At 41.5% G+C, this 21,215-nt stretch carries 24 protein-coding genes; 13 read left to right on the top strand and 11 right to left on the bottom strand.

The annotated features are described in order from the left end of the window. The first annotated feature begins 388 nt into the window (after window positions 1–388). The 9 genes from COT81_00365 to COT81_00325 are packed head-to-tail and all read left to right on the top strand — an operon-like array spanning window position 389 to window position 9,932. Window positions 389–2,128, top strand: a complete 1,740-nt coding sequence (locus tag COT81_00365) for a hypothetical protein (protein PIS05602.1) — start codon at window positions 389–391, stop codon at window positions 2,126–2,128. A 2-nt stretch (window positions 2,129–2,130) separates the two neighbouring features. Beyond that, window positions 2,131–3,219, top strand: a complete 1,089-nt coding sequence (locus COT81_00360) for a hypothetical protein (protein ID PIS05601.1) — start codon at window positions 2,131–2,133, stop codon at window positions 3,217–3,219. Then, window positions 3,219–5,456 (top strand): hypothetical protein, encoded by a 2,238-nt coding sequence (locus tag COT81_00355; GenBank protein ID PIS05600.1) that lies wholly within the window; start codon window positions 3,219–3,221, stop codon window positions 5,454–5,456. Before COT81_00360 ends, COT81_00355 begins: the two co-directional genes overlap by 1 nt. Then, window positions 5,443–6,051 (top strand): hypothetical protein, encoded by a 609-nt coding sequence (locus COT81_00350; GenBank protein ID PIS05599.1) that lies wholly within the window; start codon window positions 5,443–5,445, stop codon window positions 6,049–6,051. The genes COT81_00355 and COT81_00350 overlap by 14 nt, the downstream gene beginning before the upstream one ends. Next, window positions 6,052–7,506: a hypothetical protein gene (locus COT81_00345; GenBank protein PIS05598.1), complete on the top strand. Its 1,455-nt coding sequence runs from the start codon at window positions 6,052–6,054 to the stop codon at window positions 7,504–7,506. Between the two features lie 3 nt (window positions 7,507–7,509). Continuing rightward, window positions 7,510–8,550 carry a hypothetical protein gene (locus COT81_00340; GenBank protein PIS05597.1) on the top strand — a complete coding sequence of 347 codons (1,041 nt, stop codon included), beginning with the start codon at window positions 7,510–7,512 and terminating at the stop codon, window positions 8,548–8,550. A gap of 1 nt (window position 8,551) precedes the next feature. Further along, window positions 8,552–9,094: a hypothetical protein gene (locus COT81_00335; GenBank protein PIS05596.1), complete on the top strand. Its 543-nt coding sequence runs from the start codon at window positions 8,552–8,554 to the stop codon at window positions 9,092–9,094. Beyond that, entirely contained in the window at window positions 9,091–9,609 is a 519-nt protein-coding gene (locus COT81_00330) for a hypothetical protein (protein PIS05595.1), read from the top strand. Before COT81_00335 ends, COT81_00330 begins: the two co-directional genes overlap by 4 nt. After that, window positions 9,606–9,932, top strand: coding sequence for a hypothetical protein (locus tag COT81_00325; protein PIS05594.1), 327 nt, complete (start codon window positions 9,606–9,608; stop codon window positions 9,930–9,932). Before COT81_00330 ends, COT81_00325 begins: the two co-directional genes overlap by 4 nt. A gap of 5 nt (window positions 9,933–9,937) precedes the next feature. Here COT81_00325 and COT81_00320 read toward each other — a convergent pair whose 3' ends face one another. From COT81_00320 to COT81_00310, 3 genes are read right to left on the bottom strand one after another with little or no spacing between them, the layout of a single operon-like run. Beyond that, a complete protein-coding gene (locus COT81_00320; GenBank protein PIS05593.1) occupies window positions 9,938–10,171 on the bottom strand; it encodes a ferredoxin in 234 nt (77 codons plus the stop codon). Between the two features lie 36 nt (window positions 10,172–10,207). Then, window positions 10,208–11,068 (bottom strand): hypothetical protein, encoded by an 861-nt coding sequence (locus COT81_00315; protein ID PIS05592.1) that lies wholly within the window; start codon window positions 11,066–11,068, stop codon window positions 10,208–10,210. Beyond that, a complete protein-coding gene (locus tag COT81_00310) occupies window positions 11,061–11,354 on the bottom strand; it encodes a hypothetical protein (protein ID PIS05591.1) in 294 nt (97 codons plus the stop codon). The genes COT81_00315 and COT81_00310 overlap by 8 nt, the downstream gene beginning before the upstream one ends. A 102-nt stretch (window positions 11,355–11,456) precedes the next feature. Between COT81_00310 and COT81_00305 the strand changes: the two genes are divergently transcribed. Beyond that, a complete protein-coding gene (locus tag COT81_00305) occupies window positions 11,457–11,738 on the top strand; it encodes a 50S ribosomal protein L27 (GenBank protein ID PIS05590.1) in 282 nt (93 codons plus the stop codon). Between the two features lie 380 nt (window positions 11,739–12,118). Here the strand turns inward: COT81_00305 and COT81_00300 are convergent, their stop codons facing one another. From COT81_00300 to rpsB, 6 genes are all read right to left on the bottom strand, one after another. Beyond that, window positions 12,119–13,753: a CTP synthase gene (locus COT81_00300; protein PIS05589.1), complete on the bottom strand. Its 1,635-nt coding sequence runs from the start codon at window positions 13,751–13,753 to the stop codon at window positions 12,119–12,121. Next, the gene (rplI, locus tag COT81_00295; GenBank protein PIS05588.1) at window positions 13,740–14,222 is read right to left on the bottom strand and encodes a 50S ribosomal protein L9; all 483 of its coding nucleotides are present in this window, start codon (window positions 14,220–14,222) and stop codon (window positions 13,740–13,742) included. The genes COT81_00300 and rplI overlap by 14 nt, the downstream gene beginning before the upstream one ends. Window positions 14,223–14,268: 46 nt before the next feature. Beyond that, window positions 14,269–14,766: a hypothetical protein gene (locus COT81_00290; protein ID PIS05587.1), complete on the bottom strand. Its 498-nt coding sequence runs from the start codon at window positions 14,764–14,766 to the stop codon at window positions 14,269–14,271. A 2-nt stretch (window positions 14,767–14,768) separates the two neighbouring features. Then, window positions 14,769–15,782: a type I glyceraldehyde-3-phosphate dehydrogenase gene (gene gap, locus COT81_00285; GenBank protein ID PIS05586.1), complete on the bottom strand. Its 1,014-nt coding sequence runs from the start codon at window positions 15,780–15,782 to the stop codon at window positions 14,769–14,771. A 352-nt stretch (window positions 15,783–16,134) separates the two neighbouring features. Further along, window positions 16,135–16,722, bottom strand: a complete 588-nt coding sequence (gene tsf / locus COT81_00280; protein ID PIS05585.1) for an elongation factor Ts — start codon at window positions 16,720–16,722, stop codon at window positions 16,135–16,137. Between the two features lie 13 nt (window positions 16,723–16,735). Continuing rightward, window positions 16,736–17,560: a 30S ribosomal protein S2 gene (gene rpsB / locus COT81_00275; GenBank protein PIS05584.1), complete on the bottom strand. Its 825-nt coding sequence runs from the start codon at window positions 17,558–17,560 to the stop codon at window positions 16,736–16,738. A gap of 220 nt (window positions 17,561–17,780) precedes the next feature. Here rpsB and COT81_00270 point away from each other — a divergent pair, with 220 nt between their 5' ends. From COT81_00270 to prmC, 3 genes are read left to right on the top strand one after another with little or no spacing between them, the layout of a single operon-like run. After that, entirely contained in the window at window positions 17,781–18,092 is a 312-nt protein-coding gene (locus COT81_00270; protein PIS05583.1) for a 50S ribosomal protein L31, read from the top strand. A gap of 59 nt (window positions 18,093–18,151) precedes the next feature. Continuing rightward, complete coding sequence (locus tag COT81_00265) at window positions 18,152–19,198, top strand: peptide chain release factor 1 (protein ID PIS05582.1); 1,047 nt, start codon at window positions 18,152–18,154, stop codon at window positions 19,196–19,198. Beyond that, window positions 19,195–20,031 (top strand): peptide chain release factor N(5)-glutamine methyltransferase, encoded by an 837-nt coding sequence (gene prmC / locus COT81_00260; protein ID PIS05581.1) that lies wholly within the window; start codon window positions 19,195–19,197, stop codon window positions 20,029–20,031. Before COT81_00265 ends, prmC begins: the two co-directional genes overlap by 4 nt. Before the next feature lie 113 nt (window positions 20,032–20,144). On the opposite strand, the gene COT81_00255 is transcribed toward prmC, so the two are convergent. Further along, entirely contained in the window at window positions 20,145–20,852 is a 708-nt protein-coding gene (locus COT81_00255; protein ID PIS05580.1) for a 50S ribosomal protein L25, read from the bottom strand. A 3-nt stretch (window positions 20,853–20,855) separates the two neighbouring features. After that, complete coding sequence (locus COT81_00250) at window positions 20,856–21,188, bottom strand: hypothetical protein (protein ID PIS05579.1); 333 nt, start codon at window positions 21,186–21,188, stop codon at window positions 20,856–20,858. Window positions 21,189–21,215 lie beyond the last annotated feature (27 nt).

Genomic DNA, 21,215 nt, shown 5'->3' with positions numbered 1-21,215 from the left:
ATTAATAGCAATATTGCCAACGGACGGTTAGTGTCAGACACGAAGAAACTAAATATACTATTAATGATAAATAAAATACTCGCCACTATCGGGATGACAAATAATTGAACCGGAGGGCCCAATCTATTAATACCAAAATAAATTGTGTAGTGTAGCGGCACTGAATCAACACGAGACATAAAAACGACAAGTGCCTCAAACCACAAACTTGCATTTAACAAAAGCGTACTACCGATTATAGCAGTAGTACGGGGATGCTTTTTTATTTGCCTTTTAACAAATTCGGTAGTAAGCATATGAGCTTAATCATAAATCATTATAATTAAAAAAGCTTTTATTGTCTAATGCAATAATTTTGTGGTATAATATGGCAGAACTAACATCAAAAATGTTCAACACAAAAGATTTACAAAAAATTCTGACCTCGCAAAATGTTTTAAGCAGCGAAGAATTTGCCGCCCACAAAAAAGCCGCTAAAAAAGACAATAAAGAGGTTGAGGAATACCTGTTAGATAAAAAAATTCTGACCAGCGCTAATCTATATAACGCGGTAGCTGATTATTATAAATTGCCGTTTATTAGCTTAAAAGACAAAAACATTCGAAAAGATATTCTAACTGTCATCCCCGAACCGATCGCCCAAACTCATCAAGTCATTACCTTTGATAAAGACAACAAAACTCTTAGTGTTGCCACCTTAGACCCCAAGGATTTAGAAATCTTTGAGTTTTTAAGAAAAAAAACAAATCTAGAAATTGCCATCTCCATCACCACCCCTGAAGACATGCGCGAAGCCTTAAAGCTTTACCATAAGGGACTTGAGGCAGAGTTTGCTGAAATCACTTCTGGCGACAAAAAAGATGACCAGAGAGAAGATGTAGCCGGCAAAGAGCTAGAAGAGCTAGCTCAAGATTTACCGGTCATCAGAATTGTTGATACTTTGCTTGAGTACGCTATTTTTGAGGGTGCTTCTGATATACATATTGAGGTTAGCGAAAAGGAAGTGTCAGTTAGATACCGCATTGACGGAATTTTGCACACAGTTATGACGCTACCAAAATCAGTCCACCCAGGCGTTGTGGCTAGAATAAAAATTTTATCAAATTTAAAACTAGATGAGCATCGGGTGCCGCAAGATGGCAGATTTAAAATTTCTACCAACGAATATAAAGTGTCATTCCGCGTTTCAATAACGCCTACTTACGACGGGGAAAAGGTGGTCTTGCGTTTGCTAAATGAAAAAAATCAGCTTTTAACTTTGGACGAATTGGGTTTTCAAAAAAAGGCGTTGGATATTGTAAAGCGAAACATCACCAAACCTAACGGCATGCTTTTAGTCACCGGGCCAACCGGCTCTGGCAAAACCACGACTTTATACACGATTTTAAACATGCTGAATAAGCCAGAAGTCAATATTTGCACGATTGAAGATCCAATAGAATATCGCATGCCTCACATCAACCAAAGCCAAGTTAATAATAAAATTAATTTTACTTTTGCCGCCGGCTTAAGATCATTTTTGCGCCAAGACCCAGACATTATTATGGTTGGAGAGATCCGCGATCAAGAAACGGCTGAAATTGCTGTACATGCCGCTATGACCGGGCACTTAGTGTTGTCTACTCTCCACACCAACGACGCGGTTACCACAATGCCGCGCTTGGCGGATATGAATATTCCAAACTTTTTACTTGCTAGTACGACTAATATAGTTGTGGCCCAAAGACTAGTCAGGAAAATTTGCCGGGATTGCATTGAAAGCTACACTTTAACTCAAAAAGAAATTGACACTTTAGAAAAGCAGGTGGCTTTCAGCAACTTAGTCAAAATGCTTGCGCAAGAAGGCGTAGTTGATTCCGGCAAGCAAAAAACTCAAAATTTACGATTTTACCGAGGCAAAGGGTGCAAAAAATGCAATGATACGGGGTATAAGGGTCGCTTAGGAATCTTTGAAATTTTAGAGATAACTGGAAAAGTTGAAGAGGCAATCACCCAAAAAGTCACGCCGGAAAAGCTTTTTGAGTTGGCTCGAGAGCAAAAAATGATGACTATGCTGGAAGATGGTTTTATTAAAGCTAAAAATGGCATTACTACGATTGAAGAAGTGCTAAGAGTGACTAAAGAATAAACATGAATATTAAGGAGGTTGTCGATAAGTTAAATAAGCAATTTGAACAATTGCAACGTATTCCGGTTTCCCAAAAATTATTTTTTGTACAGCAACTCGGGATAATGATTAAAACTGGAATTTCGCTTGCCAAAGCCTTGAAAGCGCTTGAAGAACAAACCACCAGCAAACGCTTTAAAGCCATCATGCACGATGTCTACAAAAAAGTTGAAAAAGGCAATACTTTATCCGACGCCCTAACTCCATACTCAAAAATTTTTGGTGAACTTTTTATTAATATGATAAAGGCCGGTGAAATTTCAGGTAAGCTAGAAGAAGTGTTAGAGCAGCTGTATATCCAAATGAAAAAAGATCACGAAATAATTTCTCGCGTTCGCGGCGCCATGATTTACCCTGCAATCGTTGTAACTATGATGGTGGCAATCGGAATTCTGATGATAATTTATGTCATTCCAACCCTTATCTCCATCTTTGAAGAAGTCAGCGTGCAATTGCCCTTACCCACCAGAGTTTTAATTTGGCTCAGTAAATTTGTAAACAATAATGGCATCGCCTTAGTGGTGTTATTAGTAATTCTAATAGTGTCGTTCGTATCCTTTATACGGTGGCCAAAAGGCAGAAAAAAATGGCACCAGCTATTACTTCATTTACCAATTGTTAAAGAAATTTTGAAAAAGATTAACTTGGCCAGATTTTCAAGGACTTTTAGTTCATTGCTAAAAACCGATATCCCGATTGTTAAAAGTTTTGATATTACGGCGCATGTCCTTGGCAACGTACTATACCGCCAAGCCCTGCTTGAAAGCATGAGCAAAGTTGAAACTGGAGTAGCGGTTAATCAATCATTATCAAACTATCCATCTTTGTTCCCGCCAGTGATGATTCAAATGATAACCGTTGGTGAAGAAACTGGTACGCTGGATGACATTTTAACTGAGGCGGCCACTTTTTACGAAGATGATGTCACGCGAACCATGGAAAATTTACCAAGCATCATCGAACCGGTGTTAATTGTTATTTTAGGTATTGGAGTCGCGATGATGGCATTAGCCGTGATCGGCCCGCTTTACTCTTTAGCCGAAGTATTTTAATGCGCAAAAAAAACATTTTTGGCTTTTCTCTAGTTGAAGTGGTAATTTCAATGAGTATATTGGCGATGCTGAGCTTAGGCATTATTGGCATGTTTCAATTTGCTTTAAGAGTGCTAGCTTTAAGCAAGGGAAGAAATAGCGCGATCGCCTTAGCCAATGAAAAAATTGAAATCATTCGTAATTTATCCTATGAAGAAGTTGGCACTAACGGCGGCGTTCCGCCTGGGCCGATTGAACAAAATGAAAATTTAGTTTTAAATGGCATTACCTTTGCCGTTAATACCCAAGTTATTTATATTGACGACACTTACGACGATGTAACGCCGGCGGATACCGCTCCTAACGACTACAAACAAGCCAAAATTAGTGTGACTTGGAATACTCCGCTTGGCCCACAAACTATCTATAGTGTAACCAATATTGCTCCCCGGGGCCTTGAAACATGTGAGGGCGGCGGGGCTTTACGAATAATTGTTTTTGATGCCAATGGCCTACCAGTAGAAGGTGCCACCGTGCATGTAGTTAATAATTCTACCAACCCAACTATTGACACAACTCGGACTTCCAGTCCAACTGGCGTGGTCTTGCTTGCCTGCACGCCAGAGTCACAGGATAGTTATGAAATTACCGTAACAAAAGATGGTTACAGCAGTGATTATACTTGCGCCATAAATAGTTCGGGTAGCGACTGCGTGTTGGGTAATCCTGTCCCGACCAACCCACACGCGTCGGTGGTTTTGGCAAGCTTAACTGAAGTAAGCTTTGGAATTGATTTATTGGCCACCCTCGATATTTCCACCATTAGCCAAGTCGTGCCAACAGAATGGATAGTTAACTCTGTCGGCTTAGACGATCAACTGCACGGCTCAATGGCTGTATGCTTTGGGTCGAATGAAATTGTGTTTGCCTGGCAAGACTTTTTAACCGGCCAAGGTAAAATTCACGGACAAAAATATGATGTCGCCACGCAATCGCATCAATGGGGTGACCCAAACGATATCGATATTTCAACGGCCTCTAACTCTGACTATGTTGACATCGCGGCCGACAGTAGTTGCAATAGTTATTATGCATGGAGTGATAACCGGAATGGTAATTTGGATGTGCATATGGAAAAATACGATACTAACGGCAATGAGTTGCTTGGTGGTAACAATAAGTTAGAAACAGATGCGTCAAACGCTGACCAAACCCAACCAAGAATTGTGGCTAATGCCACTGGCGATGCATTGTTTATTACGTGGGAGGACGACCGTGATAGTTTATCAGACATATATTTACAAAAACTCAATAATGATACCACCCAAGTTTGGGTCCCGGAGGTTAAAGTTAATACTAACTCAGGATCTGGGTCAGGCACTGGCTTACAAGAATTACCCGACCTAACTATTAATGCCGATGACAATTTGTTTATCGTTTGGCAAGATGATCGCAACGGAGATTTTGATATTTACAGCCAACGAGTAAATAGTGACGGCGATTTGCTTTGGTCGCCTGATATAAAATTGAATAGCGAAAATTCATCGTTTGGGCAAATTAACCCACGAATCGCCATGAGCCGAACTTCAAACCTGTATTTTTATGTAACGTGGCAAGATGGCCGTAGCGGTAATGATGATATTTATTTGCAAAAATTTGATGACAGCGGCGCAAAAATTTGGGCCAATGACGTGTTGGTTAATTCAAATACTGACGCTTCCCCGCAAGAACGCCCGGTCATAGCAATTGATAGCAACGAGCAAATATACGTAGTTTGGCAAGATCTTCGTAATGGCAATTATGACATCTATGGACAAATGATTGATAGCGCTGGCAATAAACTTTTGCCTTTTGATTTTCCGGTAGTTGTAAGCGGGGGGGGTCAACGTAGGCCAGACGCGGCCACCACAGCGAATGATTTGTTAGCAGTTACTTGGGAAGATGATAGCGGTGGAGATTGGGATATCAAAGCGGTAATCGTTAACGGCGACCCCAGTAGTATAGTCCCAGTTGCCAACGTGCCATTAAGAATTCACACCACTAAACAAATTGGCAATAATCCCGTGATTTACAAATATGATCAAAATGTATCAACTGACGGGTCGGGATCATTGATCTTAAATGATATGGAATGGGATCCGTACTTTATTGAGGTGCAGCCAGGTTTTGGCTTCAACTTAATTTCAAGTGACCCAGTTAGCCCGGTCAGCCTAAACCCAAACTCAACCTTAAAAGTTTATTTAAATGTTGAATCATAAAGGAGTTACATTGCTAGAGGCAGTTGTTGTAATTTCAATTTTTACGACCGCTTCAGTGGTAGTAACCAGTGTTATTATCCAAGGCCTGCGCGTTAATAGCTTTGCGAATGAACAAAACGAAGCGTTAAATAACGCGCGGCGCGGAGTGGAATTTATGATTAAAGAAATCAGGGAGGCCAGCACTTCAGAAAATGGCTCGTTTCCGATTAGCGCGGCCGACGCCCAAGAATTGATTTTTTATAGCGATTTGGATATCGACCAAGAAACCGAGCGCATAAGATATTTTTTAGACGGTACGGATTTAAAAAAGGGCGTTATTGAGCCAGTCGGCGTGCCGGGAACTTATCCATCTGGCAACGAAGTGATTTCAATTTTGTCAGAATATGTACGCAATGGCGCAGATCCAATATTTTACTACTACAACGAAGACTGGCCAGCGGATCAAGTGTCAAATCCCCTAACCCAACCGGTTGAAGTTGACGATATTAAATTTGTTAAAACTTATCTTAAAATTAATATTGATCCAACCAAAGCCCCAAATCCGGCGGAACTTGAATCTAGCACAACGATTAGAAATTTAAAGGACAATTTATAGATGAGATTTATAATTAAAAAATCAAAGTCACAGCAAGGAGCGGTTTTGGTCATGACTATGATTTTCGTTACCGTGTTTGTGGTAATTGCCGCCGGTATTTTATCACTGGTAACTTACCAGCAACGCCTGGAAAGGCTAAAAAAAGCACAGGCGGCCGCATTACACATCGCGGAGGCTGGTGCTAATTATTACCGTTGGCACCTAGCCCATGATCCGACCGATTATTATGATGGCAACACCCCTACCGCCTGCGACCCAACATGCGGTCCTTACGTACATACTTACTCAGATCCAAATAATGACATTGTCGGTGAGTTTATCTTAGAAATTACTCCCCCGACTTCAGGTTCAACTATTGTCACCATAAAATCAACTGGCCACATTCCAGAAGTTCCGGGCAGTGCCAGAAGCATCGCCGTTAGGTATGGTGCTCAATCGTGGGCCAAATTCGCGGTGGCCGTGAACAACGATGTGCGCTTTGGCGAAGGGACTGTGATTAACGGGCCGGTTCATTCAAACGGAGGAGTTAGATTTGACGGTGTAGCTAACAATGTAGTTACATCCGCTAAAGCCGACTATAACGACCCTGACCATTCTGGCGGGAATGAATTTGGTGTGCACACTCATGTTGACCCGACTGATCCTCTGCCGCCAGCTAGCGTGCCCGTACGGGCGGATGTTTTTGCTGGTGGCCGCGAATTTCCAGTCGCCCCGGTAGATTTTAACGGGATTACTTTAGATTTAGCCGTGCTTGAAGACGTGGCGGGCTTAGTTATTAGCAAATCAAATCAACAAGGCTGGCACGTCCAATTTTTAGGTAATGGCCAAATTCAATATCGCAAAGTCAAAACCACTACCTCATGTTATTCCTCAAGTCAATTCGGTTGGGAGGGCACGGGTTTGATTACAAGCTATGTGGGTAATTGGACGACCGCTTCAATCCCATCTAACGGAGTAATTTTTGTAAAAGATAATGTTTGGGTCGACGGGACTATCAACGCACAAAGCGTAACATTAGTTGCCGCTGAGGATCCGCTCGCCTCCGGCGATGCTAACATTTGGATTAATAATGATTTAACCTATACTAATTATGACGGATCCGATATAATAGGATTAATTGCCCAAAACGACATCAGCGTTGGGCTCTATAGCGAAGATGACCTAAGGATTGATGGCGCTTTAATTGCCCAGAAAGGAAAAATTGGGCGCAAATACTACGCTTCCTCGTGCAGCTCCTCGGATTATATTCGCGACACCATTACTACATTTGGTTCTTTAGTAAGCTACGAACGTTACGGCTTTGCTTGGGACTGTGGTTATCATTGTTCAGGCTATATTAACCGCAACTTACAATTCGATAACAATTTAATTTATAACCCCCCGCCTTCTTTCCCGACGACCGGTGATTTTGAATTTATTTCTTGGGAAGAAGTATTGCCTGGTGAAAGTTATTAAGTTATGCCAATCAAGCCCGCTGTTATAGGTTTAGATATCTCAGATACCGCCATTCGTTTAGCGGTAATTGAGCGTGCCGGCAAAAAAGCGATCCTTAAATCATATAACGATAAAAAACTTTCGGCCGGTGAAATTGTTAATGGTGAGATTAAAGATGCTAAAAAGGCGGTCGCCGCGATTAAAGATTTAGTTAGCGGGGCCAAGGGCAGCAAAATAAAAACAGATCGGATCGTGAGCGTTTTGCCTGAACCAAAAACTTACGTAAAAGTTATTACCGTTCCCCAAACCGACAAAGATAATATGGACGAGACTATTCGAAGCGAAATGGTTAACCATATTCCATACTCCATTGAGGAAGTGTACTACGACTGGCAGTTAGTCCATGGCGGCAAACAAGAAAAAAAAATAGAAGTATTGATTGGCGTAGCTCCAAAAAAAATTGTCGATGATTACACTAAGTTAATCGAAGACGCCAATTTGATCCCGCTTGCCTTAGAGGTCGAGGCCGCCGCTCTCACCCGTGGCATATTTTTTCAATCCCAAGCTGAACAAACGCCAAGCATTGTCATTGACTTTGGTGCCAGTCGTACGGGATTATTTGTCTATGATGAATCATTGGTGCAATTGACGATTAGCTTACCGATATCGGGAGACGCGATTACCAAAACTATCGCGGACACTTTAAAAATCGATAGTACCAAAGCTGAAGAGGCAAAAATTGTGTGTGGCCTGGATGAAAAAAAATGTAAAGGCGCTCTTCGTAAAGTGCTACATGACAACATTGAACTTTTAGCCGCAAAAATTAAAGACGCCCAGGACTTTTACGCCAACAACTACGACCACGCCCACGCTATCAGTCAAGTTATATTAACCGGTGGCGGCTCCAATTTTTTAAACATTGACAACGTGTTGAAAGAAAAATTAAATATCAACGTAAAAATTGCCGCCCTGAAAGATAATATTGTTGTCCCAAAAGCCTTGCCCGAACATAAAATTCAATCGTTTAATACGGCCATTGGCCTATCGCTAAGAGGCAACGCATAATATGATTACATTAAATTTGTTATCGCCAAACAAAAAACAAGAATTAAAAATATTGTACTATTTTGTATTCATCAAAAATATTATTTTTGCTTTCCTCATCTTTGTTATTGCCTTAAGTATTTTAGTGCTTTTAGCCAGAGCCATTTTAGAGAATGCCTATTATGGTGAAATTGAGAACAACACCTTAGTGTCTACCCACAGTAATAAATTTAGCCAAGAAATAAAAACCATCAACGCAGAATTAACTAAAATTGCCTCGATCCAAAAGGATTACGTTCCGGTTAGTCAATTTTTAATTGAAATTATAAATTCTATGCCATTAAGTATCCGGCTAGAGGCTTTACAAATTGATGTCGAGAACAAAGAAATTACTCTTCGCGGGTTTGCGCCCACACGCGAGGATTTGAAAAACTTAGTCAGCGGACTAAACGATTTGGGTTATTTTGAGACAGTGGAAGAGCCGTTTAGCGCTAATTTTCAGAAAAATAACATTGATTTTAATTTGGATATTATTATCAAAATTTTTCCTGAATCACAAATATGAACGTTAAGCAGAAATTTTATTTAACAATTGCTTTCTTTATGCTTTTTACCGTGGGCGTGGTATTTTTTATTTTACTTCCAACAGCCCAAGAAGTTATGCATTTAAGTAATTTAATTAATGATGAACGGGCTGAGCTAGAACGCAAATACCAAGCCGGCCAAAGGCTTAACGAAACTGTTCGGGCGCTGGAAGAAATTCGCGAACAAAAAATTATTTTGGATTCTGTATTTATTGCTAGCGGCGCCGAGGCTGAATTTAGCTCTGAGCTTGAACGCATCGCCGACCAGCACAGAATAATTCAAACGCTCCAAGCTGAACCCCCGGCCAATAACCAATTTAGATTAACCCAAGTGCTAGAGGGAAATTACTACAATATGTTAAATTACCTAGTTGCCTTGGAGTCTTTAAGTGTTTATATGAACGCTAAACAAGTTAATCTAACAATTGCTAACGTTAGCGATGCAAATGTTGTCAAGGCGTTGCTTAGGACTGAATCATTTATCTTACCGAAATGAAAAAAATGAATTTAAAAATTAGTTTTAAATTTCGTATTAGCCGTAAGCTGATAATTTATCTACTGGTTTTAATTATGGCTTCAATCTTTACATACTTTAGTTATTTTATGTATAAAAATTTCTGGCAAGTGCTAACTTACTCTCAAGAAATCATAGCTCTACGGCCAGAAGTTGTGTCGGAAAGACTTAGACAAAAAGATTTTGAGGAGATTATCAACTCAATTAATAAAAAAACTGAAGCGCCGGCTTCAATTTCCACTTCGACTCCTAACCTGTTTATTATTGCACCGTCTGAGGTGCGTTCGCCGCAAGTCAGCTTTTAACTAAATTACGGAAAAAGCTGCTTGCCCTCTTCGCTCTCAACAATAATCGCCTTAGTTGGGCAAGATTTAGCGGCTAACATTAATGTTTCTTGGTCCGTGGTTTTTAGCTCTTTAACCACGGCGATATTTTGGTCGTCCAATTCAAAGGCGTCAGGGGCGATAGCGACGCAGCTAGCGGCGCCAATGCATAAATCGCGAACCACCTTGACCTTGCCAATTTTTGATGTATCACTAGCCATAAACAAATTATACTTTCCTCCCTCAGGAGTGTCAAACTAAGGCTTGTCCACAATGACGACAACTTTTTGGCCCTGCAATATTTGTGAAGCTGACACCTTGCCTTGGTCATTTTCTAAATGCCTGGGCCAATCATGAATTGCGTTAATTAACGTTTGGTATTTGTAGCGGTAACCTTCGCCGCGCTTAGTGCCGGGATCATTAGTAATAAAGTGAGTTTGATCATATCCGCGAATGACTAACATATGATAAATTGGCCCCGCGCCTGAAAAGTACGGATTGCCAAGTTCCCTGCCGGCGGCTGGCACTATTATAAGCTTACCTTGAGTTAAATAATTCTTTAAGGATATGGCGTCAATATTGGGGGTTACCTCGGCTTTTAAGTTAAAATAATTTTCTAAAATATGCTTCACCTCATCAGCTGTTAAATCAACACCGTAGCCGTTTTGCTCTTGCCACTTAACTTGGCTAATCAAGCTTTGCTCCATCAAATGCGCGCTTATGTCCTCACCCGCGAAATAAGCTTGGACCATTTTCATGGAAGCTTCCTCACAAGTTTCCTCATGAACTTCGTCCCAAACCGCGTATGGAGCTTGCGGCGCAAATGGCACAGGGTAGCTAACTGAGGCCAATGGCTTGCCTGGAGCTGCCTTAGTCGTACCTTCACTATTAGGATTAACAACTCCAACGGCTGGTTTTTCGTTAGGGCTGTCGGGAATAGTTACTTCCCGGCTTGCATCATCTTTAACATTTACAGTTTGATCACTTTCAATAACGGGTAAATTTGTGTCGTAATTAGTATTTGCCGGGCTGTCTTTTTGATGAATTAAGATATTTGGCGCCTTTTGTGTACAACCCGCTAAAATAAAAATAACCAAAAGAGGGAAAAATTTAACCATAGCGATCAATGTTTTCGCCCTTACCGGGCTCTTGAGCGAGGTTATTGTCTAACTTGGGTTCGCGATCTGCCCGGATATTTGTACGTCCTTTAAGACGGTTCTCTACCGTTTGGTCTTGAACCTGCTCTTGATGTTTACGTTCAGGTGAGGATTGCTGAAATTCATCGACTGGCTGTTTGTCTACTATTGGAGGCGAAAGATTATCCTTGCGTTTTGCTCGTCCAGGCCCCTTAGGCCCATCCAAGGAGTCTCTAAAAATATTCGGAAAATTAATTTTTTCTCCCATAAAATTATATTAATTATCGCTAATGACTATAACATTGAAATACGCGCCTTGACAAGCGAAGGGCCTTGGTGTATATTATTGGCACATTATTTTTTATTTTATATGGCACATAAGAAAGCAGGCGGTAGTACTCGCCTGGGGCGAGACTCACAATCAAAACGTTTAGGCGTAAAATTATTCGCCGGCCAAGAAGCTAAGGCGGGTAATATTTTAATACGCCAAAATGGCACGCCAGTCAGGGCTGGCTTAAATGTTCGCGAAGGCAAGGACAATACTTTATTTGCTGTGACTGATGGAATTGTTAAATTTTCATCTAAAAAAATAAAGAAATACACTGGCAAGCTAGAATCGGCTAAATTCATTAATATCATTCCAAAAAAATAACTCCCTTATTTGAAATTTAATTCCGGCACTAGCCGGTTTTTTTATTTTGACATAAGAAATCAAACGTGTTAGAAATTAATCTTAACGAGTGCGGCCACAGGCACAGCGCCTGATGAATCGCCTCGGCAAAATCTCGGGGTAGGCTCTAAAACAAAGGGAGGGGTGTCAGATGCACTTGCTAGCTATTCCTGCTGCGCTTGGCTGCTGGACGATAGTCTTCGGGGCTATATTCGTTACCGCGCTCGTGGTAACGGCTACCATCCCCGTCTGGGGTCCGGTAGCTTTTTGGACCAAACCAATTTTGTCCAGGCCCCAGCGAACCAAAACCACCGGCAGGCATCACTGTCTGCCGGTGGTAAAGTATTTTTATAAATGTTAATTTACAATTTTGTCGCCAAGCACACTTTAATAAATTCAACAAATAAAGGATGCGGGGCTAAGGGACGGGATTTGTATTCGGGGTGAAATTGAGTCCCGATAAAAAAAGGATGGTCGCTAATTTCAATCGCTTCAACCAATTGATTGTCCGGAGAAGTTCCGGCTATCACCAAACCTTTCTTTTCTAACCGAGATCTAAACTTATTATTTACTTCATAACGGTGGCGATGCCTTTCAGACACTCGGGTTTTATTGTAAATTTCTTGAATACGACTGCCCTTCTTTAATTTGCATGGCCAAGCGCCCAAGCGAATGGTTCCGCCATATTGTTTTTGTTTCAACAGTTCCTGCTGTTCGGGCATAATATGAATAACCGGGTAAGCGATTTTGGCATTAATTTCTTCAGAGTTAGCACCTTTCATCTTCGCTACGTTCCGAGCAAATTCAATGACCGCCATTTGCATGCCATAGCATAAGCCAAAATATGGTACCTTTTTTTCCCGGGCGTATTTAATCGCTTTAATCTTGCCTTCTGAGCCGCGCGAGCCCCAACCTTGTGGTATTATAATGCCATCTAAATCTTTCAACACTCCGGTCCCCTTCTTTTCAATTTCTTCAGCATCTAGCCACACTAAATTAGCTTTTACTTTATTATCAGCGGCGGCGTGTTTGACTGCTTCAATAACAGAAATATAAGAATCAGACAAGGTAAAATCTCCGGTCGCAAAATACTTACCGACTACGCCGATAGCAACTTCGGGTTTTTGAATGGCGGCGCGCCGGGCCATTGCCCGCCAATCTTCTAAATTCTTTTTTCTAGCTTTTAGCTTAAATTCATCAAGTAATTTTAGGCTGAGTTTTTCTTTTTCAAAATTAATCGGAATTTGATAAATACTATCCACATCCGGCGCGGAAATTACATGGTCAACAGGAATGCTACAAAAAATATGCAGCTTTTCTTTGCGTTTCTTATCTAGGGGTTGTTCAGCGCGGCATAAAAGAAAATCCGGCTGAATACCTGCCGAATTTAAAGTTCTCACGGCATATTGGGTTGGCTTGGTCTTCATCTCTCCAACGTTTAAAGGTATCGGCAAATAACTAACCATTACCACCTTGACCATATCCGGCGTTTCGTTTTTCATCATGCGGGCTGCTTCCAAAAATAAAATGTTTTGATACTCCCCTACCGTGCCGCCAATTTCAATAATTGTAAAATCCGCTTTGGCTTTGGCGCTGGCTTTTTTAATCCGGCGGATAACCTCTTGCGGGATATGCGGGACTACTTCCACGCATTGGCCATTGTAATCCAAGTTACGTTCTTTTTGAATAACGCTTTGATACACCCGTCCGGTGGTCATGTAATTATCACGCATTATATCAACATTTAAAAAACGCTCGTAATTACCAATATCTTGATCAGTTTCGTCACCATCTTCAGTTACAAAAACTTCTCCGTGCTCTGTCGGATTCATGGTGCCAGCGTCGACGTTAACGTACGGATCAATTTTTATCGCCGTCACGCTATACCCGCGGGCTTGAAGAATTTTACCAATGCTAGATGCCGCAACACCCTTGCCGACACCAGACATGACTCCCCCGACCACAAATATGTAACGATGAGTTTTAGTTTTCGCCATGGATAATGATAGTTACGCGCGCCTCAAGGCCGTGATTGAGTGAAACAGTAACTTCGTGCTCGCCAACTTCTTTTAACGGTTCATTAATAATCACATTATCTGCGGCAATGCTGTGCCCGTTTTTTTTAATCACGGCGGCTATTTTGGCCGGAGAAATGGCTGCGTATAATGTCCCATCTTCGTTAATTTTGGCGCTAATCTCAAAAGCCTTACCGTCTAAGTTGTTAGCCAGCTCTTCAGTTTTAATCAAATCAACTTCAGCGATTCTAGCTTCTTTTTTCTTTTTTCTTTCAACTTCTTGGACCGCTTGTGGGGTAGCCGGCGCGGCTAAGCCTTTGGGAATTAAAAAATTCCTGGCGTACCCATCAGACACCTCTTTGACATCGCCTCGCTTGCCCAAAGACCTTACTTGCTGTGTAAGAATAATTTTCATAAATTCAAAGCTAAACCATTCTTGAACTTTTATCATGTTAAAATTATAGCACCGCTTTTTGTGGATGGCAACTTGCTTACTATTAGCGCAGACTACCTCTTTTTTTGGCTTGGTCTACGGCAGCCGAAAGCAACTGCGTTAGCTCCTGCACCCGATTGCTAGAAATAAAATAATTTCGGCCCGTCGTCTCAATTCTAAGTCCGTCTTTGGAATGGGCAATGTAGCCAGTAGTTTTGTGACGGCCCAAGCGGATGCCATAGCCGCCAAAGTCACGAAAACGAAATTTTTGAGCCTTAATGGATGTGATGTCTTGCAAGGCTACTTTTTTTCTAAATATAGAAAATCCAAAACTAACAGACTCCTCCGTTAAAACAATACGCAAGGAATTAAAAGCCAACCCGATTAGGGCAATTATCGTAGCAAAAACTATTAAAAAAGTTCGGCCCTGATTGCCATTAAATTCCCCGCCTAAAAAGCTTGGATAAAAATAGGCTAACAGTGAGCCGGCCACAAGCAAAGTGAATAAGGCGGAAAAAATTCTATGGATAGGGACTTTTTCTTCAAAGATAACCGTTGCCATAGCTAAGCTTGGCGACCGAGGGCTTCGGCCATCTCTACTAACCGGTTAGCATACCCCCACTCATTATCGTACCAGGCAAAGACTTTAACTAAATTGCCGCCGGCAACTTGCGTCAATTCAAGATCAACAATCGCCGAATGCGGATTGCCCACTATATCAGAACTCACAATTGGTTTATTCGTAATTTCCAAAATATTTTTATAAAGCGGATTATTAACAGCCTTTTTAAACTCATCGTTGATTTGTTTCACCGTCACCTTTTTACGTTTAAGTAAAAGTGTAATATCTGAAATTGAACCAACTGGTACCGGCACTCTAATCGCTGTGCCGTCAAACAAACCTTTAAGCTCTGGTATGACGTGCGTGGTGGCAATTGCCGCTCCTGTCGTTGTGGGTATTATATTCACTGCCGCCGCCCTGGCGCGGCGCAAATCTTTATGCGGCGCGTCGACCAAACGCTGATCCGAGGTATACCCGTGAATTGTTGTCATTAAAGCCTTTTCAACGCCAAAACGTGAATGCAAAACTTGCACTACCGGCGAGATACAGTTAGTAGTACAAGATGCGTTATTAACAATATCTGACTGGCCAAGATTTTTTTTAGTCTCTTGCGTGCCAAAAACTAAAGTCTGAGTACCGCCGCTTTTAGCCGGAGCTGACAGTAAAACCTTTTTGGCACCGGCTTGTAAATGTTTTTTTAAATCTTCCGCTTTTCGGAATACGCCAGTACTTTCAATCGCGACGTCAACTTTTAATTTTCCCCACGGCAATTTTTCAGGTTTACGAACTTCACTCACCGGAATTTTTTTCTTGCCTATCATCAATGAATCTTTTGTTGCTCGAACTGTTTCAGGAAATTCTCCGTAAACCGTATCGTATTGCAGTAAATGCGCCAAAGTTTTGTTGTCAACAATATCATTAATCCCAACTACCTCAAGATTTTTATTATTCAAGGCGGCCTTCAATGCCGCGCGGCCAATTCGGCCAAAGCCATTAATTGCAATACGTACTGACATATTAATTAAAAAATTTATTTATAAACATCCTATAGTATAACACATCATGCAATCAATATACAGACTGAGTGGCCGACATGCTCGCAATGAACATGCCTGCCGTGACGGAAAATTGACGCCTCGCTACTGACGCGTAGGCTTATTTTTCTTCCGCTTAGCGCGCCGCGCGCGCCTACGCGCATCTTTGCGTGCGCGTCGCCTCTCAGATCTTCCGTTCCTATGGTTCCGAGCCATGGACCCTCCTTCCATTACAAACCATGGCACCTCTTAAGAATAAAATTTAAATTACCTATCTATAAAAGTCAACCAAAAAAAGAGGCACAAGTGCCTCTTAACTTATTAATTGAAAAATTTACTTTTGAAACCTCGCAAAACGTCTGACTTCTATTTTCTCTCCCAACGCGCCGATTTTTTGTTCAATCAGCTGGGCAATGGTCATTGAATCATCCTTGATAAAAGGCTGATTTAATAAACACACTTCCTCATAATACTTATCAATTTTTCCGGGCATTATTTTTGCAATCATCTCATCGGTTTTCCCGTCTTCTTTAAGCTGTTCGGCTATAATTTCTTTTTCTTTGGTTAAAACTTCTGCGGGCACATCTTCAGCCTTAACATAAAGTGGGTCAGCGGCGGCGATGTGCATAGCGATATCATTTACCAGCTGCTTAAACTCATCGTTGCGGGCGACAAAATCAGTTTCTGAGCTGACATCAACTAACACGCCGACTTTACCGTTGGTGTGAATGTAACTTGCCACCAAACCTTCGGTGGCTTCGCGGCTCGCCTTTTTGGATGCTTTAACTGCGCTTTTAACTCTCAAAATTTCTAGCGCTTTTTGAGTATCGCCTTGAGCTTCTTCCAGGGCCGACTTAACATCGGCCACGCCAACGCCGGTTTGTTCTCTGAGTTGTTTGATAGTTGATGTGTCAATTGCCATAAAAAACTTTATTTTATTTCGCCGGAACTTTTTTTTCAGCCGGCTTACTTTTTTTAGGGGTGGCTTTTTCTTGTCTGGCGGCCGAAGAATTTGCTTTTTCTTTTAACTTAGCTTCTTCAACTTTTTTATCTTCAATGGACTTCTTAGCTAAATATTTTTGCCTTCCGGCTTCCACCGCCTGGGAAATTAATCCGGTAATTAACTCAATTGCCTTCACGGCATCGTCATTCGCCGGAATGGGATAGGCAACTTTATCCGGGTTGGTGTTCGTGTCAGTAATTGCCACTACCGGAATTTTTTTCTTGGTTGCTTCAAGCAGCGCTGTTTTTTCTTCTTTCAAGCCGCAAATATAAAGCGCATCGGGCAATTTCTTCATATCCTTGATGCCGCCGACTGCTACGCCGAGCTTTTCAATTTCTCGCGTGATGTCTAACTGTTCGCGTTTAGTGTACTTGCCTAATTCGCCGGACTTCTTTTGGTCAACCATTTTGTTATACTTTTGTAAAAGTTTACTGATGGTGTCAAAGTTCGTAACCGTACCGCCAAGCCAGCGTTCGGTCACATAGGGCATGCCGCACGCCTCGGCATGTTTTTTAATTATGTCTTTAGCTTGTTTTTTGGCGCCGACAAATAATATCATACCACCTTGGGCTGCAACATTTTCCAAGTAATCCATCGCCTCTTTAAGTTTGGTCTGGGTCATTTCAACGTTGATAATATGCACACCGCTTTTGACGCCAAAAATAAAGGGCGACATTTTAGGATGCCGCTTGGCTGGCCGGTGGCCAAAATGCGCGCCGGCTTTTAATAAATCAATTAAGCTTGGGATATCTGGCATAGGTAATTCCTTTAGTCCTCTACTCTCAAATGCACTCGACCAGCCTTCGCCTAAGCTTCGGCATGGCAAGCAAGGAATTGTTGAGCGAGAGTATGTGTTTTTGGATTAATTAAATTTGGTGTCAAGAGAATAGCATGGATATATAAATATGTCAAGGAATTCTCTACGCCCCTCAAAGGCATTGACAAAAATAGTACTACTTGATACACTTTTGGACATTATGAAAAAAGGCATTCACCCAACCTATCACTCAGACGCTAAGATCATTTGTTCGTGCGGTAATGTGATTGAGGTTGGCTCAACCCTTAAAGAAATGCACGTGGAAATTTGTTCTAATTGCCATCCTTTTTACACTGGCAAGCAAAAAATCATTGATACGGCCCGCCGGGTTGAAAAATTCTCTGCTCGTCAATCGAAAAAGACCTCTGCGAAAACTATAAGCAAGCGCGCAAAACGTAAAGCCAAAGATGTTGCTAAAGCTAAACGAGGCTCAAGGGTGAAAAAAGAAAAAGCACCGGCCAAAGAAAAATAACGGAAATAATTTAAAATCCCGCTATTGTTATCGGGATTTTTTGTTTGTATAATTACAAAATGCCACAAAATTTTCAAAATATATTAAACAGATTTAACCAGTTAGAGCAGGATTTAGCCAATCCTAATATAAGCAGCAATCCAAGCAAACTGAAAAACGTATCTCAGGAATATCAAAAGCTAAAGCCAGCAGTTGATGTTATTAATGAACTTCAACAAAATGAGGACAAATTGGCTGAAGCCAAAGACACGTTAAGCTCCGAGGATGAGACTTTAAAAACTTTGGCCGAAGAGGAAATTAATACTCTCATTGGGCAACGTGAAGGCTTGCTTCAAAAATTAGACGAGCTGCTAAAACCTGAAGATCCGATGGCTAACAAAGATATTATTATGGAGATTCGAGCCGGTACTGGCGGCGATGAAGCGGCTTTGTTCGCGGCTGATTTATACCGGATGTATTCGCGCTACGCAGAGCAACGGGGTTGGAAAGTCGGCGTGATTTCAAGTAGCCGGAATGAAATTGGCGGCTTTAAAGAAATAATATTTGAAATTAAAGGCGAGCAAGTTTATCAATGTCTACATTTGGAAAGCGGTACGCACAGAGTCCAGCGTGTGCCCGAAACAGAAAAAAGCGGCCGAGTACATACATCAGCTGCGACCGTCGCCGTATTGCCGGAAGTTGACGATGTTGATATTGATATTAAGCCAGAAGATTTAAAAATTGACGTCTACCGATCTGGCGGTAAAGGCGGACAAAGCGTTAACACCACCGACTCTGCTGTTCGCATTACACACTTACCGACTGGCACTGTAGTTGCCTGCCAAGATGAACGCTCACAGGCCCAAAATAAACTTAAAGCCATGCAGGTATTGCGAGCTCGATTATACGATGCGCAATTACAAAGTCAGCAGCAAAAACGTGCGGCGGATAGAAAAAAACAAATTGGTTCAGGTGACCGTTCTGAAAAAATTCGAACCTACAACTACCCGCAAGATAGAATTACCGACCATCGCATTAAACACAGTTGGAATAATATCGTTACTATCCTTGACGGCAATTTGCAGCCAATAGTTGATGCTTTACATGAGGCTGAGACAAAATTATGACAATAAATAACTTATTGCAAGATGGCTCAATAAAACTTAAGCGCGCAAATATTCAAACAGCCGCTTTAGATGCTGAAATTTTACTCGCTCACGTCTTAAACTCAACTCGTTCAAAAATTCTGAGTCAGCCTAAATCAGTAATGCACAAAAAACAAATAGATAAATTTAATGCGTTGATCAAAGTCAGGTCTAAATTTGTACCAGTGGCATATTTGACTAAACAACGAGAGTTTTATGGACTCAACTTTTACGTTAATGAAAATGTGCTTGTGCCGCGGCCGGCGACCGAGCTTATGATTGAAAATGTTTTATCCTTGGTTAGGCCAAATCAAACAGTAACTATCGCTGATGTTGGCACCGGTTCTGGCTGCATCGCGGTCACCTTGGCCCACCACTTACCAAAAGCAACCATCTTGGCGACTGATATTTCAAAAAAGGCTTTAGTCGTGGCGCAAAAAAACGCTCAGGCTTTGGCAAAGAATAAAAAAGTGTCTTTCTGGCAAGGTAATTTGCTTGAACCTATTAAAGTTAAAAAAATAGATATTATAATCGCCAATTTACCTTACCTCAAACCGACCGATTTGGGTGAACCAACTATCCAAGCTGAGCCCAAATTAGCCCTTTGGGGTGGAGATGACGGCCTGCAGACGATTAAATGCTTAATAAATCAAACCGCATCATTGCCTGCTAAACCAAGCTATGTCATGTTAGAATTTAATCATGGGCAAGCCGGCGGTTTGAGTGAATACATCGAACGTATATTAGACCCAAGCGAATTGAGCGTATATAAAGATAATGACGGGCTTGACCGAACGGCGGTAATAAAACTCTAAATCTCTCACTGCGTTGCGCTTACTCGGAGTATAAAAAATTTATTGTCTGAACTTGTCGAGAGCTTACTAAAAAATCCCCGTTTAAAACGGGGATTTTAAATAAACAATTAACGTTATTCGTTCTTGCCGCCTTCGCCCTTATCTTTGGCTTCAGATTTAGTTTCGCCTTCCCCAGTTTCATCTTTCTTTTCACCTTCAGCAGCCTCGCCTTCAGCAACTTCGCCTTCTTCCCCCACGGCCACAACCGGCGCTTCTACTTTTTCAACTTTGGGCTCTGTGACGATCGTAACAGAGTCTTCGGGATCAGCTTGAATCTTGACCGTGCCAGGCACCGGTAAATCCTTTACCCGAATGCTATCGTTCAATTCTTTAAGGCCACTAACGTCAACTTTAATTTCATGGATCAAGTCTCCAGGCAAACACTTAATTGAAACCTCAGTTAAAATTGTTTCTAAAATCCCGCCTAAAGCTTTCACCGCTGGCGCCTCGCCAGTCAAAACAATCGGCACTTCGGCCACAACCTCTTCGTTCATATTAACTTTATATAAATCCGCGTGCACAACCTCTTCAGTTACAGGGTCAAATTGAACATCATGGATCAGCACGTTAAGCGGTTCTTCTGCGTCTACTATCAAATCTATTAAGGTGCTTGCCCCGGCGTCGGCATAAACTTTGTGGAAAGCGCTGCGATCCACTATCAAATTTTGATTGTCTACTTTATGACCATACAAAACAACCGGGATTTTACCCTGGTTTCTTATATTTTTATTCTGTTTGCCGGTAACCTCGCGCGGCTCCGCTTTAATAGAAAGCTTTTCCATTGATTATAATTTATCTAATTCTAATTGATTCGCTGCCACCGCGTCATGCATTTCAATCACATCATCCACGGACACTGAATCAGATGATTTAAATTTTAATACGTCTTCTCCGTTTAAATCGGTCACTAAACCTACCGAACTAACACCTAAGCTGTTGGTCATGACTAGCACTATGATAGACGAATGGCATTTGTTGCATTTGATATACACCAGATGCGCACCGTCTTGCTCCTCAAGAACTTGAGCTTTAATCGGGTTGTATTTAGTGTTACACACTGGACAAACCGATATTACCTTCAAGCTCTCTTCGGAAAAATTAGGAAATTGAGGGATCATACAATAGGTTTATCCTATTAAATATAG

This window comes from Candidatus Buchananbacteria bacterium CG10_big_fil_rev_8_21_14_0_10_42_9, assembly GCA_002773845.1.
Taxonomy (GTDB): Bacteria; Patescibacteriota; Patescibacteriia; order Buchananbacterales; family 21-14-0-10-42-9; genus 21-14-0-10-42-9.
This window is presented reverse-complemented; position numbering and strand designations above follow the sequence as displayed.

Coding starts and splice junctions, on each gene's coding strand:
- COT81_00365 (PIS05602.1), top strand. CDS start 389: ATGTTCAACACAAAAGATTTACAAAAAATTCTGACCTCGCAAAATGTT.
- COT81_00360 (PIS05601.1), top strand. CDS start 2,131: ATGAATATTAAGGAGGTTGTCGATAAGTTAAATAAGCAATTTGAACAA.
- COT81_00355 (PIS05600.1), top strand. CDS start 3,219: ATGCGCAAAAAAAACATTTTTGGCTTTTCTCTAGTTGAAGTGGTAATT.
- COT81_00350 (PIS05599.1), top strand. CDS start 5,443: ATGTTGAATCATAAAGGAGTTACATTGCTAGAGGCAGTTGTTGTAATT.
- COT81_00345 (PIS05598.1), top strand. CDS start 6,052: ATGAGATTTATAATTAAAAAATCAAAGTCACAGCAAGGAGCGGTTTTG.
- COT81_00340 (PIS05597.1), top strand. CDS start 7,510: ATGCCAATCAAGCCCGCTGTTATAGGTTTAGATATCTCAGATACCGCC.
- COT81_00335 (PIS05596.1), top strand. CDS start 8,552: ATGATTACATTAAATTTGTTATCGCCAAACAAAAAACAAGAATTAAAA.
- COT81_00330 (PIS05595.1), top strand. CDS start 9,091: ATGAACGTTAAGCAGAAATTTTATTTAACAATTGCTTTCTTTATGCTT.
- COT81_00325 (PIS05594.1), top strand. CDS start 9,606: ATGAAAAAAATGAATTTAAAAATTAGTTTTAAATTTCGTATTAGCCGT.
- COT81_00320 (PIS05593.1), bottom strand. CDS start 10,171: ATGGCTAGTGATACATCAAAAATTGGCAAGGTCAAGGTGGTTCGCGAT.
- COT81_00315 (PIS05592.1), bottom strand. CDS start 11,068: ATGGTTAAATTTTTCCCTCTTTTGGTTATTTTTATTTTAGCGGGTTGT.
- COT81_00310 (PIS05591.1), bottom strand. CDS start 11,354: ATGGGAGAAAAAATTAATTTTCCGAATATTTTTAGAGACTCCTTGGAT.
- COT81_00305 (PIS05590.1), top strand. CDS start 11,457: ATGGCACATAAGAAAGCAGGCGGTAGTACTCGCCTGGGGCGAGACTCA.
- COT81_00300 (PIS05589.1), bottom strand. CDS start 13,753: ATGGCGAAAACTAAAACTCATCGTTACATATTTGTGGTCGGGGGAGTC.
- rplI (PIS05588.1), bottom strand. CDS start 14,222: ATGATAAAAGTTCAAGAATGGTTTAGCTTTGAATTTATGAAAATTATT.
- COT81_00290 (PIS05587.1), bottom strand. CDS start 14,766: ATGGCAACGGTTATCTTTGAAGAAAAAGTCCCTATCCATAGAATTTTT.
- gap (PIS05586.1), bottom strand. CDS start 15,782: ATGTCAGTACGTATTGCAATTAATGGCTTTGGCCGAATTGGCCGCGCG.
- tsf (PIS05585.1), bottom strand. CDS start 16,722: ATGGCAATTGACACATCAACTATCAAACAACTCAGAGAACAAACCGGC.
- rpsB (PIS05584.1), bottom strand. CDS start 17,560: ATGCCAGATATCCCAAGCTTAATTGATTTATTAAAAGCCGGCGCGCAT.
- COT81_00270 (PIS05583.1), top strand. CDS start 17,781: ATGAAAAAAGGCATTCACCCAACCTATCACTCAGACGCTAAGATCATT.
- COT81_00265 (PIS05582.1), top strand. CDS start 18,152: ATGCCACAAAATTTTCAAAATATATTAAACAGATTTAACCAGTTAGAG.
- prmC (PIS05581.1), top strand. CDS start 19,195: ATGACAATAAATAACTTATTGCAAGATGGCTCAATAAAACTTAAGCGC.
- COT81_00255 (PIS05580.1), bottom strand. CDS start 20,852: ATGGAAAAGCTTTCTATTAAAGCGGAGCCGCGCGAGGTTACCGGCAAA.
- COT81_00250 (PIS05579.1), bottom strand. CDS start 21,188: ATGATCCCTCAATTTCCTAATTTTTCCGAAGAGAGCTTGAAGGTAATA.